The 13244-nt window shown below is 48.3% G+C and carries 10 protein-coding genes, 17 tRNA genes and 1 rRNA gene; 4 read left to right on the top strand and 24 right to left on the bottom strand.

Annotated features, from left to right (window positions below; translation table 11 throughout):
* Position 1 precedes the first annotated feature (1 nt).
* Both BLS14_RS23290 and BLS14_RS23295 read left to right on the top strand, forming a co-directional pair.
* On the top strand, positions 2-1423 hold the full coding sequence (locus BLS14_RS23290) for an N-acetylmuramoyl-L-alanine amidase family protein (RefSeq protein ID WP_090954184.1): 1422 nt from the start codon (positions 2-4) through the stop codon (positions 1421-1423).
* Between the two features lie 41 nt (positions 1424-1464).
* Entirely contained in the window at positions 1465-2019 is a 555-nt protein-coding gene (locus BLS14_RS23295; RefSeq protein ID WP_090954186.1) for a GerMN domain-containing protein, read from the top strand.
* 170 nt (positions 2020-2189) lie between these two features.
* Here the strand turns inward: BLS14_RS23295 and BLS14_RS23300 are convergent, their stop codons facing one another.
* The 4 genes from BLS14_RS23300 to BLS14_RS23315 all read right to left on the bottom strand — a co-directional run bounded on the left by BLS14_RS23300 (position 2190) and on the right by BLS14_RS23315 (position 7698).
* Positions 2190-3755: an MBL fold metallo-hydrolase gene (locus BLS14_RS23300; RefSeq protein WP_256336641.1), complete on the bottom strand. Its 1566-nt coding sequence runs from the start codon at positions 3753-3755 to the stop codon at positions 2190-2192.
* Complete coding sequence (locus tag BLS14_RS23305; protein ID WP_063568011.1) at positions 3752-5437, bottom strand: ABC transporter permease; 1686 nt, start codon at positions 5435-5437, stop codon at positions 3752-3754. Before BLS14_RS23305 ends, BLS14_RS23300 begins: the two co-directional genes overlap by 4 nt.
* A gap of 90 nt (positions 5438-5527) precedes the next feature.
* Positions 5528-6604, bottom strand: coding sequence for an ABC transporter substrate-binding protein (locus BLS14_RS23310; protein WP_090954187.1), 1077 nt, complete (start codon positions 6602-6604; stop codon positions 5528-5530).
* A gap of 77 nt (positions 6605-6681) precedes the next feature.
* On the bottom strand, positions 6682-7698 hold the full coding sequence (locus tag BLS14_RS23315) for an ABC transporter ATP-binding protein (protein ID WP_072735025.1): 1017 nt from the start codon (positions 7696-7698) through the stop codon (positions 6682-6684).
* 170 nt (positions 7699-7868) lie between these two features.
* Between BLS14_RS23315 and BLS14_RS23320 the strand changes: the two genes are divergently transcribed.
* Positions 7869-8777: a LysR family transcriptional regulator gene (locus tag BLS14_RS23320; RefSeq protein WP_090954189.1), complete on the top strand. Its 909-nt coding sequence runs from the start codon at positions 7869-7871 to the stop codon at positions 8775-8777.
* Positions 8778-8921: 144 nt separating this feature from the next.
* Entirely contained in the window at positions 8922-9782 is an 861-nt protein-coding gene (locus BLS14_RS23325; RefSeq protein WP_090954191.1) for a CYTH domain-containing protein, read from the top strand.
* A 258-nt stretch (positions 9783-10040) separates the two neighbouring features.
* Here the strand turns inward: BLS14_RS23325 and BLS14_RS23330 are convergent, their stop codons facing one another.
* The 20 genes from BLS14_RS23330 to rrf form a co-directional block, all read right to left on the bottom strand.
* A complete protein-coding gene (locus tag BLS14_RS23330; protein ID WP_090954193.1) occupies positions 10041-10646 on the bottom strand; it encodes a short chain dehydrogenase in 606 nt (201 codons plus the stop codon).
* An 86-nt stretch (positions 10647-10732) separates the two neighbouring features.
* Positions 10733-11371, bottom strand: a complete 639-nt coding sequence (locus BLS14_RS23335; protein WP_090954211.1) for a pentapeptide repeat-containing protein — start codon at positions 11369-11371, stop codon at positions 10733-10735.
* Between the two features lie 87 nt (positions 11372-11458).
* Positions 11459-11529 (bottom strand) — tRNA-Gly (locus BLS14_RS23340).
* 9 nt (positions 11530-11538) lie between these two features.
* A tRNA-Pro gene (locus BLS14_RS23345) sits at positions 11539-11612 on the bottom strand.
* Between the two features lie 16 nt (positions 11613-11628).
* Positions 11629-11705, bottom strand: a tRNA-Arg gene (locus tag BLS14_RS23350).
* A gap of 6 nt (positions 11706-11711) precedes the next feature.
* Positions 11712-11786, bottom strand: a tRNA-Gly gene (locus BLS14_RS23355).
* 8 nt (positions 11787-11794) lie between these two features.
* Positions 11795-11881, bottom strand: a tRNA-Leu gene (locus tag BLS14_RS23360).
* Between the two features lie 9 nt (positions 11882-11890).
* Positions 11891-11966: transfer RNA gene (locus BLS14_RS23365), tRNA-Lys, on the bottom strand.
* Between the two features lie 15 nt (positions 11967-11981).
* Positions 11982-12056: transfer RNA gene (locus BLS14_RS23370), tRNA-Gln, on the bottom strand.
* An 11-nt stretch (positions 12057-12067) separates the two neighbouring features.
* A tRNA-His gene (locus BLS14_RS23375) sits at positions 12068-12143 on the bottom strand.
* Between the two features lie 97 nt (positions 12144-12240).
* A tRNA-Thr gene (locus tag BLS14_RS23380) sits at positions 12241-12316 on the bottom strand.
* Between the two features lie 28 nt (positions 12317-12344).
* Positions 12345-12422: transfer RNA gene (locus BLS14_RS23385), tRNA-Asp, on the bottom strand.
* Between the two features lie 27 nt (positions 12423-12449).
* Positions 12450-12523, bottom strand: a tRNA-Met gene (locus tag BLS14_RS23390).
* A gap of 20 nt (positions 12524-12543) precedes the next feature.
* Positions 12544-12619: transfer RNA gene (locus tag BLS14_RS23395), tRNA-Val, on the bottom strand.
* Between the two features lie 7 nt (positions 12620-12626).
* Positions 12627-12698 (bottom strand) — tRNA-Glu (locus tag BLS14_RS23400).
* Between the two features lie 19 nt (positions 12699-12717).
* Positions 12718-12809 (bottom strand) — tRNA-Ser (locus tag BLS14_RS23405).
* A gap of 4 nt (positions 12810-12813) precedes the next feature.
* A tRNA-Asn gene (locus BLS14_RS23410) sits at positions 12814-12889 on the bottom strand.
* Position 12890: 1 nt separating this feature from the next.
* Positions 12891-12966, bottom strand: a tRNA-Ala gene (locus BLS14_RS23415).
* A 24-nt stretch (positions 12967-12990) separates the two neighbouring features.
* Positions 12991-13067, bottom strand: a tRNA-Ile gene (locus BLS14_RS23420).
* Between the two features lie 57 nt (positions 13068-13124).
* A 5S ribosomal RNA gene (gene rrf, locus BLS14_RS23425) occupies positions 13125-13241 on the bottom strand.
* Positions 13242-13244 lie beyond the last annotated feature (3 nt).

The following is a 13244-nucleotide window of genomic DNA, read 5'->3' on the forward strand; positions in this document are numbered from 1 at the left end:
AATGAAAAAATCGATTTTACTCCTGTTTTTGAGTCTGTTCTTGCTGGTTGTACTCCCTCATCAGGGAAATGCCGCTGCAAGCACGTCGAAAATCTTCTTGGACGGCGAGGAATTAATCCTCCCAAGTGACGTTCAGGTGACCATCGTGAATAAGAATGTTATGATTCCGATTCGTGTCGTTGCCGAAAATTTGAAATTCAAAGTGGATTGGAATCAAAATACACGTAATGTAAAGATCCAGCAAAATGACAAGACGATTTCTTTAACCGTTGATCAAAAGCAAGCCATGGTCGCTGACAAGCAAGTTACCCTGAACACAGCTCCACTCATTTTAAATAACACCATGGTGGTACCCATTCGATTTGTCAGTGAACAAATGGGACTCAACGTGAAATGGAACAACAAGGAGAAGATTGTATACTTAATCAACACCGCCACCAGTAAAGAGCCCAATGATGAGCCGGGCAACGGTTCAGGAAACGGTAACCCAGCATCGCTAACACATGTTACCGATATCCAATTTGCCAACAATCAGCTCGTCGTGTCTATGGATGGTGAATCCAAACCAGTGATGACGACTTTGAAGAATCCCGATCGTCTGGTCGTGGATCTGCCCGGAGCAGTGTTTGGTGATCTATCGCAACCTTTGAATCAAAACATGAATGGTAAATTGGATGTGGACGCATACCCCAATGTAACGGAAGTTAGATATTCTCTTTTTAAACAAGACCCTGGTCAAGTTCGAATTGTCGTTGAATTGAATCAGGTGAAGGATGTACAGTACAGCCAGAACATCATTGCCGATAAACTAATTATCGATCTAAATGTTTCGGGAGATAACGTCACATCCGTTCCTGTAACTCCTGTAGGCGATTCAGGACGCAAGGTTGTTGTCATCGATCCAGGCCATGGGGGTAAAGATCCAGGTTCAACCAGCATCACCAACAAACCCGAGAAAGAATATAATCTGGCATTGGCTCTCAAAGTACAAGCACTGCTTCTCAATGAGCCGGATATCGAATTAGTGATGACTCGTGACGGTGATACTTACCCCACTCGCCCGGAGCGTGTTCGGCTCGCTAATCAATTAAACGCGGATGTTTTTGTATCTATCCATGGCAATAATGTGGAGTCCTCACCCCAGGCGACAGGTACAGAGACGTTCTACTATCAACGCAGCAGCAGCAAGGAATTAGCCAATATCATTCATCAACGTTTGGTTAAAGCCATGGGGCTCAAAGACCGTGGTGTGAAAAATGGCAACTTGGAAGTGATCAGAGATACGACCATGGCTGCAGTACTTTTGGAAGTGGGATTCCTGAGTAATGTTATAGATGAAGAACTGATGTCGTCCGATGTCGTTCAGATGAAAGCCGCGCAAGCGATAGCAGATGGGATTAAGGAATATCTGGGTATAAATTAAATAATAAAACATAATGAAAATATGCTGGAGGATGTGATCCATTGAAAACGAAATTGGGATGTGCACTCGTCTTATCCTTCTTAATGATAGTTGGCATTGGCTGTGCTCAGAAGCCAGTCAGTGAATCCGGATCGGCCGAACCTGCTGTTCAGGGAGGACAGTCACCAAACCCCTCCGAAACAGAGGTGGATCTGGGCTCAATGAACACAAAAGCGGTTGATGTGTATTTCGCAGATGCCCAGGTACTGGAACTTGAGAAAAAAGAGCAGGAAATTGAATACAAGGACGATTCCGAGAAATACAAAAAAACATTTGAAGCTTTACAAAAAAATACCGATTCGGAGCTCGTATCCCTCTGGGAAAAAGTCGAATTGCTCTCCCTACAGTACGGTGAGGGCAAAGTCACTTTGGATGTTCATATTCCGGATGAGGCCAAATTGGGAACCAGTGGCGAGCTGCTTGCATTTGATGCACTGACCCAGACGATGTTTCAATACGATGAAGTAGAAAGTATCGATATCCTGGTGGACGGTGAAGCCCTCGATAGCTTGATGGGCCATTCAGAGCTGGAGCATCCTATTCAGCGCGAGCCCTAATCTAATTTTAAAAGACAGCGGATGATTTCCAGATGATTCTCCCCTTGAATCATCTCCCATGCATGATGAGAAGCATAACTTCTCATCATGCTTTTTTTTATTAAAAATCCACATTCAAAAAGACGTCCCCAGGGACGCCCTACATAGATCCAATCTTTATCCAATTCAACTTACAGATACAGCTCATCTCCAGGAGATAGCGAATGCAAAATCCCTTTCCCCGAGACCGATTTTCCGCTGAGCAAGCCTTCTCTCAGTTTATCCGTCTCTGCCCGTTCCGCATGCACAAGTACCGTATGCCTCGCAGGAACCTGATGCAGCATTCTCTCGACATCCTTCCAACCCTGATGCACCTTATAACGAATTTTCCGCACCTCGCACGCTCCGTGTTTTGCAGGATTCTGCAACAGCCTGTAAGCATAGGTGCCGGCAGAGACATGCCCAGTGAGCAGTACCAGATTATGTTCATCGTCCGCAAACTGGCTATAGTACCAGCGTGCAAGAGAGGACTGCATCATTCCGTCCGGAATGAACCACAAAGAGGCAGCATGTTGATGCAGTAGCCGCTCTCGATTTTCCTTTGTTACAGGCATTTCCCAACCATAACCCCTCAAAAAACGCTCAATTGCTTCCTTTACAGAGCCCGATATGTGTTCTTCCTCTTCCTTTAGCCAATATGGAGCACGTAAAAGCTGCTTCAGACCGTCCACCAGCCCTTGTTCCACTACAATTGGAACGTCCGGGAACTGCTGCTGTGCCCACAGCATGATTTCCTGACCACGACCCACTGAGGGCATAGGCATTAGCACCTTTCCACCCCGGGCAATGGTCTCATGAATGGCCTGCTCCAGCTGTTCCAGCTTGTTGGCCTGCGTATCGCGATCTGTTCCATAGGCAGCATCCATAATCACCAAATCGAGCAGGCCGGATGAAGATGCTTGGTTCATTTCGACTCCCTTGGATACGGCATAGGAATCCCCTTGCTCCACAGTTCTCCCTGCTGATACAACATGGGATCGTAATACCCCTTCGGATGCAGCAAAGGGGAGAGTCTGCGACGCGGATGGCTCTCCTGCCAAGACATGCCCACCATTCACGGCGGTTCGTATATCCGTTTTCCAACGTTGACTAACCGGAGTATCGAATCCACGCTTGTTACGTGGTAACTTTGCCTGCCAAAGCGTATCCGCTGGACAATCCTCCTGCAAAAGCATGGATTCGGAGGTGTAATCACCGGAATAGAATATCCGCTTATCCTCGATTTCCAGCCCGAACCATACCGATCCTGCAAGGTGTCCACTGCGCCCCCACACCACCGAGACGCCAGGGACCATTTCAAACCAGGTTCCACCTTCGGCTTCGTCCTCCAGAAATCGGTAGCGAATCAATTGTTCATCACCTTCTTCGTATGGAAGGGCGTGTCCTGCCCTCTCCATATTTCTTCGCCAAGCTCTGAAGTAAGTGTCCAATTGCTCTCTGGTTTCCCGCGTCGTCCATACTTCACCCTGATACCCCAATCTATAAAGTAATGGAATAGCGACAGAATGATCCTCATGGGCGTGAGACAGCAAAACCACATCCAGCTCTTTGACGATTTCCGGTTCAATCAATGGATACTCGCCGGCTCCTTCTTTTTTCACGCCACAATCCAGCAAAAGTTGAACCCGGCTCCCTCTCAGGAGATAGGCAGAGCGCCCGTGTTCTCCGGCGCCGCCCCATACCTTCAGTTTGATCATGATGCATTCCACTTTCTCTTCGAATTCAGAACTTCAATGCCGAGCAACATCAGTACCGTCATAACGACAGTAACCACGGCCATCGCCATTCCCAATGAAACCTGACCTTGTTCAAATTGAGCAAAAATATACGTAGCCGATGTCTGCATCGATGGAGGCAAAATCAACAGTGATCCCACCAGCTCCCGCGTGGCAATGGTGAATGTCATCATCCACCCGGCCAACATACCGGGAATGATCAGTGGTAGAAGAATGCGCCGCAGAATATACAACGGTCTTCCGCCAAAGACCTGACCCGCCTGGAACAACGTACCGTCTATCTGGGTGAAGCTTGATTTGACATACTGCACCGTGTACGGCAGGAAGAGCACCACATACGTCAGAACAACCATTCCGTACGAGTTGTACAGGGTGAACGGCATCCATGGTGAATTCCAGAACAGGATGAGACCCACCACCATGACAATGCCAGGTACCGTATTCGGCAGCAGACTGAACAGGTCAATGACACGCTGCATAAAGGAAGACGATTTACCAATCGTCAATGCAAAACCTGTACCGATAATAACCGCAACCGTTGAAGCTGCTAGTGACAGCCCTAGACTGTTCCCGATTGCTTTCATACTGACCGATCCCCAGGACAGCAATTCCCGGTAATGATCCAGCGTCAGATTGTCGAAGGACAATCCCGCGCCGCGCAGCTTCATGGTCGAAGCAGCAATAATGGAGAAATACGGAATGCCCACCGAGAGAATCAGCAGCAACGCGAGATACAACCCGCACAACCAACCCGCTCCGCCGCGTAGGGAGTATCGTTTGGATCGCTGCCCTTTGCCCCCTACCAGACGGTACGTGAACTTCCGACTCATGGCAGACTGCATGTACCACATCACCAGACAGACCGACAGCAGCACCGATGCAAGCGAGGTTGCCTTGCCAAAATCAATCGGCCAACTGGAGATATACTTGTGAATCTCAGATGTCATGACATAATAACCGATACGGCGCCCGAAGGTGGCCGGTGTTCCGAATTCCGCAATCGTTTTGACAAAGACGAGCATGATCCCCATGCCATAGGAAGACAACAGCAGTGGCAAAATAATGCGTCTGAATCGGTATCCCGCACGTCCCCCGTGCACCGCTCCCGCTTCTTCCAGGTTGCCTCCAATGCGAATGATGGCATCCCGAAGCAATAGATATAGGAAAGGGAACAGATGTAGGCTCATAATGAGCACCATGCCCCAGAAACTGAAGAACAACTCACTCCAGCTCGCAGCGGAGGGCACCCATTGCTGCAGGTATCCCCCTTTTTGCATAAACAGAATCCAGCCCATGGAGCCGATATACGGCGGGGTCATGAACGGAATCATCAGGATTACGTCCACCCAGCGATGCTGACCCATGCGGGTCTTCGCCATCATCCAGGCCAGTGGCAATGCCAGCAGCGTTGTTACAGCTACCACGCAGATCCCCAGCCAGACGGAATTCAGCAGCACCCCGGATAAATGCTGTCCGGTAATGGTCCGAATCGGAGCCATCCAATCCCACTGCCCGTCTGGATACACACTTTCCCAGAAAATCAGCAAGAGCGGTACACCAATGCTTATCGTCAGCAGAAAGAGGGCCAGAATCACGCCCACTCTCCGAAAAATACGGTTGTTGTCTATTACACCAGGTTTCACTACGATTTCACCTCACATGACTTCCACAAAACAATCGTCTCTTCACTCTAGTTGCTCTAGTTACTCAATCGTTAGGTCATAACACTATGCTTATTTAAAAGTCTCGGAGAAACGTGCCGCTGTCTCATCTCCGTGTTCACTCATCCAGTTCCAATCCACTTTAAGCTGCGGGATATCTTTCAGATTTGCCCGGTTAGTCGCCTCGATGTCTTCACGACCCGGAATCAGGTAAGCATCTGCAACGAGCTTTTGTGCCTCATCAGACAACAGGTAGTCGATAAACGCCTTGGCATTCTCCACATTCTGACTCGATTTCAGAATCGCTGCCGGTCTTGGACTGATTACAGTCCCTTCCTCTGGATATACGATGTCCAGCGGTTCACCTTTGGCTTTGGAGGAATACGCCATGTAGTCCACACCTGCTGCTACGATGCTCTTCGCTCCAGTAATAACCGGGTCAAGTGCTTCCTGATTCGCTCCTGCCATCGCAACACCATTCGCTTTGTAGCTTTCCAGCAAGTCCCAGCCCTTATCTCCATTCACACTCAGGTATCCCGTAATGAAGTCCAGTGCAGAACCGGACAGTGTAGGATCAGGAATGTTCACAACATCTTTCCAGGCAGGTGTTGCCAGCTCAGACCAACTGGTTGGTGGCGTGGACACCAGCTTCGTATTGTAGACAATTCCAAGTGCCGAAGCACTGGAGCTAAAATAGTTGCCGTCGGCATCCGACCAGTCCTTGTTCAGCTTGTCTGCATTCTCCGCATCAGGATATGGGAGTGTCAGACCATCTGCTTTCAGTGCTTGTGCCGAAGGCAGGGAGGCCAGGATAACCACGTCCGCTACCGGATTAGATTTTTCAGCTTCCATGCGAGCCAGAATTTTACCTGTCGTACCCTGGAACATCTCCACTTCAATGCCCGTCTTGGCTGTAAATCCGCTGATGATGTTATCCGCCAGCTTCTGAGGTCCTGCACTGTACAATACCAGCTTACCGCCAGCTGGTTTTGTTGTTTCCGCCGATGCAGTAGCCGTACTGCCTTCCCCAGCAGCTTGACCCGCATTCCCGGTAGTTGAATTACCTGTGCTACATCCGAACAAACTGATACTCATTACCGCTGATAATAATAGCATTGCACTTCTTTTCCGTGTTTTCATACCCAACATTTTCATTCCATCTCCCTTGGTTTCTGATTATATTATTATTCAAGTTTCTGCAAACTCACGCTGTATGCTCATCATGATCAGTTGGCTGCTGCGATGAACTCTCTAGGCTTCACATTCGGAGTGTCTTGTCCGTTCATTCGGCAAATCCGCTCCGGGGCTACATATAGCTGAACCTTCTCTCCTACGCGTACTCTTCGATCCAGATAGGCTGTCCATACACCCAGTCCCTCCATCTGCACCCGAATTTCATAACGCTCTCCTACATAACTGACACTGAGCACTATCGCCTGATAACACAGATCGTCATGACCTGTTTTGCTCCAGGAGACATGTTCCGGTCTCACCATGGACTGATTAGGCGTAAGCCAGTTAGACTTTCCGATAAACGAAGCAACAAAAGGATCGCTTGGCGATGCGTAGATCGTTTCCGGGGTTCCCTTTTGCAATATCCGCCCCTTCTCCATCACCACAATCTCATCGGACATCGACATCGCCTCAACCTGATCATGGGTGACGTACAGCGCTGTCAATCCCATATCCCGTACCAATGACATCATCTCAATTCGCATCTCTTCCCGCAGCACGGCATCCAGTGCACTTAGTGGCTCATCGAACAGGATAATCCCCGGTCTTACTGCTACCGCTCTGGCAAAAGCAACCCGTTGCTGCTGTCCTCCCGACAGCTGATGAGGATAACGATCCTCCATGCCTTGCAGGCGAACCATGCTTAGTGCTTCGGTCACCTTCTGGCGCAAATCCAATTTCTGCTTTCCGGCTTTCAAGCCGAACGCCACATTTTCGTATACGGTCATATGCGGCCATAATGCAAAATCCTGAAACACCATGCCCAGATTACGCTTATGTGTCGGTACATCTATTCGCTTCGTCGCCGAGTAAAAACTCTTGCCATCCGCGACGATTTCTCCCGCATCCGGTTGCTCCAGCCCCGCCAGCATGCGCAGCAACGTCGTTTTGCCACAGCCGGATGGGCCGAGCAGCGTCGTAAACTGTCCATGCTGAAGTGTTAAATCCGTGGGCAGCAGCGCGGGAGTGCGATTGAATGATTTTTGAATTCCCCTAATTTCCATTTTCATAAGCATCCCTGCCTGTCTTCTTGTACTGTTCTCAGTCTAACGTCCGCTTTCGCGAGTTGTATGTTAGAAATGTAAAATTGGAATTAACTTTTTAGATGAATTCTGTTGATCTTCATAGATTAAATCTATATAAGGTGATTCAAAGTTACCTGAGAGGAGTGTTGAGTTCGTTGAACCTGATTAAACTTCAAATTGTTGAACTCATTGATAAGCATCATCATATGACCAGCGTGGCCGAGCTTCTCGGCATCAAGCAGCCTACTGTTACCTTTCATATGAAGTCTCTGGAGGAAGAGATGGGGGTGCGATTATTCGAATCGCGTAGTGGAAAGACATTTCTCACCGAGGCTGGACAAGCCCTTTTACACTATTCCGTCAAAATCAATGCCCTGACCCAGGAGGCACGCCGGGTAGTACAGGAATATGACAGCCTCTATCGGGGCACCCTGCACATTGGAGCGAGCTATGTACCAGCCACGTATCTGCTGCCACCTATTTTGAATACATTTTCTCAGGAATTCCCCGGTATTCGAATTATGTTATCAGTCAAACCTTCACCCGTTATCCGCGAAATGTTGATCCGTCACCAGATTGATCTGGGTGTAATCTCTTCCGAACCGTTTGTAGGGCCGGTGCTGCAAGCAGAGACGTTGTGTGAAGACGATCTGGTATTAATCTGCTCACCACAGCATGCCTTGGCTCAGAGGGATGTGCTGAAACCTGAGCATATGGCACAGGTTCCTTTTGCACTGCATGGGGATGAATCCAGCACTCGCCGTTTAACCAACCAATGGCTGGAGCAACATGATATTCGTCTGCGGAGCACCGTTGAGATGGACTCTCTGGAAGCGATCAAGCAGTTGGTTCTACTCGGCGGTCATATCTCGTTCATGTCACGAATGGCCGTACAGTGGGAAGAGCAGCATGGACTGATCAAGGTCCTCCCCATTCCGGGGGAGCAGGCTCCGCGGCATATTTACACCGTCCACAACAAAGATCGTCATCCTTCCGTCCAGGTCAACCGCTTTAAGGAAGTACTGCGGGACAAGAGCCACAGCATCCCTCTTTTTAATTCATGATCCCGCTATCCCATATAAACTATCGCTTGGCATTCATCAAATCTATGCAGGGTTAACGCAACGAGCCCTTCCATTTAATCGCTTTCATATACTCGGACGATAAAGTGGGTCTGTACGTTAATCCAGCCTAGGGAGTGATTGGTTTTGAAAAAATGGAAAAAGGTAACCGCCTCATTCATGCTGAGCATCGTGACATTGGGAAGTGGACTGACGTTTCTGGAAGCACCACAGGCCTCAGCAGCAGCAAACGCCGTTCCTGCTTATGAAGTGAAGTTCCTGGCTAAGCCGGAGCTGGTATTGAACACAGATGGGACACCACGCAGTGAAGTCATTCAGACACTTGGCTTGAACTCCACAGCAAGAAACATTAGTGCAGAGTATTTCGACACTAACGCACTCAATCTAAATCAAGCAGGATGGGATGTCCGTTTTCGGAAGAAGGATGACAAGAACAATTATGAACTGACTTATAAAAAGCGCTATCCTGTCATCAATGGTGATGTTAATGCGGCGTTGACTCTGGCTAACCAAGAGGGATTTAATGCGTCAGATGATAACTACGAGGCTGAAATTGACTGGGGATATGGCAAACAAACATTAAGCTTCTCCAACACGAAAAAGGTGGATACCAACGCTACAGGCGTACAACTTCCATCACAGCAGGAAGCCTTGAGCATGTTATTGGACAAGCTGCCTGGCAAATTAAAAAACTGGCCCTCCTCCAACTGGGGTAAACAACAACTCACGGCATCCCGTGCCTACGGCCCGGTAACATTCCAACGTTATGAAGGCACATGGAATGGACAGGAACTCACCCTTGAAGTATGGCCAATTCGCAACGCAGCAGGCACAGGTGTAGAGAATATCGTTGAGATCTCGTTCAAAACAGCAGATTCTACAGAAGTTTCTGGACTGCGTACTCAACTGATGCAAGTCCTAGCAAACAAAAACTGGCTCATTCCTGCCGATGGCCTGAAAACTCAGCTCATCTTGGAAAGATACTAATTGGTTGTAGCTGCCCATACCGTATAAGTCTAAGTATGGTATCTAGCGGTTTAAAGGCAACGGGGAAAATGGGCATGTCTATGTTCTTAATGAAACGAAACGAATCATGGTCTTTCCCCTTCCCATACCCTATCGCTTAAACATACAATGATATGTTTGGTTTATCTGCCCATTCAAGCCTACATCCATTTTCATCCAAAACAAAAGGAGATCAACAGGAACATTCTGTTGATCTCCTTTATTTAATATTCCTTACAGTTAATATATTTTAAAGTTCTGGGCTGTTTCGATACCAAGTGCACTCTGGATAAACGTATTGGCGACCCGCTCCACAGGAACCGGATTAAATCCAATAAACACACCCTTATATTTCTCTGCGGATTCAACAAACAGGTTAGGACTAACCGAATTCAGACGTATACTTCGGGGCAACTCATACGCTGCTGCTTTGGCAAACGAATCAATTGCACCGTTGACCATAGCACTGGACGCGCCCTTCAGAATAGGATGGTCCTGTATAATGCCACTGACCAGCGTAAAACTTCCCTTATCGTTGATGTAGTGCTGTCCAATCAAGACGATGTTAACTTGACCAAGTAATTTCCCCTGCACACTAATCATGTTGTTCTCAGGGGTCAGCTCCTCCAACTTTGCATAATGGGTCTGGCCTGCTGCAACAATGACATAATCAATATTAGTCACCGTTTCAAAGAGGGATGTAATACTCTCTGTCGAGGTCATATCCACCTGGTAGTCCCCGGATTGCCTGCCGGCTGTAATGACCTCAACGGAATACTCCTGAAGCTTCGCAACAACAGCTTTGCCTAATGTTCCATTTCCTCCAATAACGAGAGCCCTTTTCATAATACGCCTCCTTTTTTCAGTGAAAGCATGATATTCTACATTCATTGATCTCTTCATTTAAACAAAGATCACTCGCATAATCAAACCTACTTCACAATTAAGCCTAATAATCCAACAAAAGAGGCGGCCTGAGCATCTGAGATGATACATCCGTCCAGGTCCTCAATATCCACGTGTAACCTTTCAAAGCTACAGTCACTAAGGTCCACTCCCTTAAGCTTAACCCCAGACAAAAGAGCTTGATCTATATTGCATTCAGAAAACTCCAGTTTTTGAGCTGTAGCTTGAAAGAAATCGCCACTAACCAGAGAACATTCCGTGTACTTCACCTGTTTAAACTTGGAAAATCGAAATAAAGAAAGGTCAGCTACACAGCCCTGAAAGGTTACATTTTGGAGCCTGCTATTCGAAAACTTAGTACCAAGCAATTTACAGTTTCTAAATTCTATCCGGTGTAGGAAAGAACCGTTAAAGTCCATATTGGACAAATCACATTTATCAAAAATCACATCAGTAAGCTCAACTTCGGGGAGAGAGGACTGGCTGAAGATCACGTTCTCAAAGACCACTTTATCGAATGAAACCCTGCTGGCGCTCTGATTCTCAATAGAGATATTGGTAAATCGTCCATGTTTGATTTCTTCTTTACTCTCCCATGCTTCTAAAGTTAACGATAAGTCCTCGAGTTCCAGGGGAATCTTTGGCGTTTCTATTTTATTTTTCATAAGTCCTCCCACTATTTTCTTATTTAAGATTACTATATCAAAAAGAGCCCTTGCAATAAGCAAGAGCTCTCTTTGATGTTACCATGAAGCGGGTGATGGGAATCGAACCCACGCTATTAGCTTGGAAGGCTAAAGTTCTACCATTGAACTACACCCGCATATAAAAATCGGGATGACACGATTTGAACATGCGACCCCCTGGTCCCAAACCAGGTGCTCTACCAAGCTGAGCTACATCCCGATACTTATGAAAATAATGGCGCGCCCTGAGAGATTCGAACTCCCGGCCTTTTGATTCGTAGTCAAACGCTCTATCCAGCTGAGCTAAGGGCGCAAATATTGGAGCGGAAGACGGGAATCGAACCCGCGACCCTCGCCTTGGCAAGGCGATGCTCTACCGCTGAGCCACTTCCGCAAAATATATGGTGCGGTCGAGAGGACTCGAACCTCCACGGGGGTTAGCCCACACGGACCTGAACCGTGCGCGTCTGCCAATTCCGCCACGACCGCAAAATATAATGGTGAGTCATGAAGGGCTCGAACCTTCGACACCCTGATTAAAAGTCAGGTGCTCTACCAACTGAGCTAATGACTCAAATTAAAACTAAAATGGCTGGGGATATAGGATTTGAACCTATGCATGACGGAGTCAAAGTCCGTTGCCTTACCGCTTGGCTAATCCCCATTAAGAAAACATGGGGCGATCGAGGGGAATTGAACCCCCGAATGCCGGATCCACAAACCGGTGCGTTAACCACTTCGCCACGATCGCCATAAGCTATCCCTTACATTCGCTGAGAGTATCTCAGTATTCCCATCTGAAACTACAATATACATTCTATTATAAATTCAGAGGTAAATGCAATAAATGGTGCCGGCGAGAGGACTTGAACCCCCAACCTACTGATTACAAGTCAGTTGCTCTACCAGTTGAGCTACACCGGCACGGTGTAAAATGTTGCTTGAGTAAAAATGGCGGAACCGACGGGATTCGAACCCGCGATCTCCTGCGTGACAGGCAGGCATGTTAGGCCAACTACACCACGGTTCCAGATCACTTTCTTGAAAGAAAGTATAATTGCGGGGGCAGGATTTGAACCTGCGGCCTTCGGGTTATGAGCCCGACGAGCTACCGGGCTGCTCCACCCCGCGTCGTTATTCAGAAATCTATATGGTGGAGGCTGAGGGGATCGAACCCCCGACCCTCTGCTTGTAAGGCAGATGCTCTCCCAGCTGAGCTAAGCCTCCATATATATGACCCGTAGGGGATTCGAACCCCTGTTACCTCCGTGAAAGGGAGGTGTCTTAACCCCTTGACCAACGGGCCACAGTAACAAAATTCTATCTGGCGGAGAGAGAGGGATTCGAACCCTCGAGACGCTTTTGGCGCCTACACGATTTCCAATCGTGCTCCTTCGACCAACTCGGACACCTCTCCTGAATGGCTCCCCGAACAGGGCTCGAACCTGTGACAACTCGATTAACAGTCGAGTGCTCTACCAACTGAGCTATCAGGGAATGGTGGAGCCAAGCGGGATCGAACCGCTGACCTCCTGCTTGCAAGGCAGGCGCTCTCCCAGCTGAGCTATGGCCCCATACACTGTGGTTTAAAACTTAAATGGTGGGCCCTGGTGGACTCGAACCACCGGCCTCACCCTTATCAGAGGTGCGCTCTAACCAACTGAGCTAAGGGCCCCAATATATTTCCCTTTTCCTTACGAGGGGGGCAAAAAAAATACCCCAAAGGGAATTCGCTTGGCGGCGTCCTACTCTCCCAGGACCCTGCGGTCCAAGTACCATCGGCGCTAGAGGGCTTAACGGTCGTGTTCGGGATGGGTACGTGTGGAACCCCTCCGCCATCGCCACCAAACGC

Source organism: Paenibacillus sp. OK060 (genome assembly GCF_900101205.1).
Taxonomy (GTDB): domain Bacteria; phylum Bacillota; class Bacilli; order Paenibacillales; family Paenibacillaceae; genus Paenibacillus; species Paenibacillus marchantiae.

Excerpts from the sequence above, each read along its gene's own strand:
- BLS14_RS23290 (WP_090954184.1), top strand. The coding sequence starts at position 2 with ATGAAAAAATCGATTTTACTCCTGTTTTTGAGTCTGTTCTTGCTGGTT.
- BLS14_RS23300 (WP_256336641.1), bottom strand. The coding sequence starts at position 3,755 with ATGATCAAACTGAAGGTATGGGGCGGCGCCGGAGAACACGGGCGCTCT.
- BLS14_RS23310 (WP_090954187.1), bottom strand. The coding sequence starts at position 6,604 with ATGTTGGGTATGAAAACACGGAAAAGAAGTGCAATGCTATTATTATCA.
- BLS14_RS23315 (WP_072735025.1), bottom strand. The coding sequence starts at position 7,698 with ATGAAAATGGAAATTAGGGGAATTCAAAAATCATTCAATCGCACTCCC.
- BLS14_RS23330 (WP_090954193.1), bottom strand. The coding sequence starts at position 10,646 with ATGAAAAGGGCTCTCGTTATTGGAGGAAATGGAACATTAGGCAAAGCT.
- BLS14_RS23335 (WP_090954211.1), bottom strand. The coding sequence starts at position 11,371 with ATGAAAAATAAAATAGAAACGCCAAAGATTCCCCTGGAACTCGAGGAC.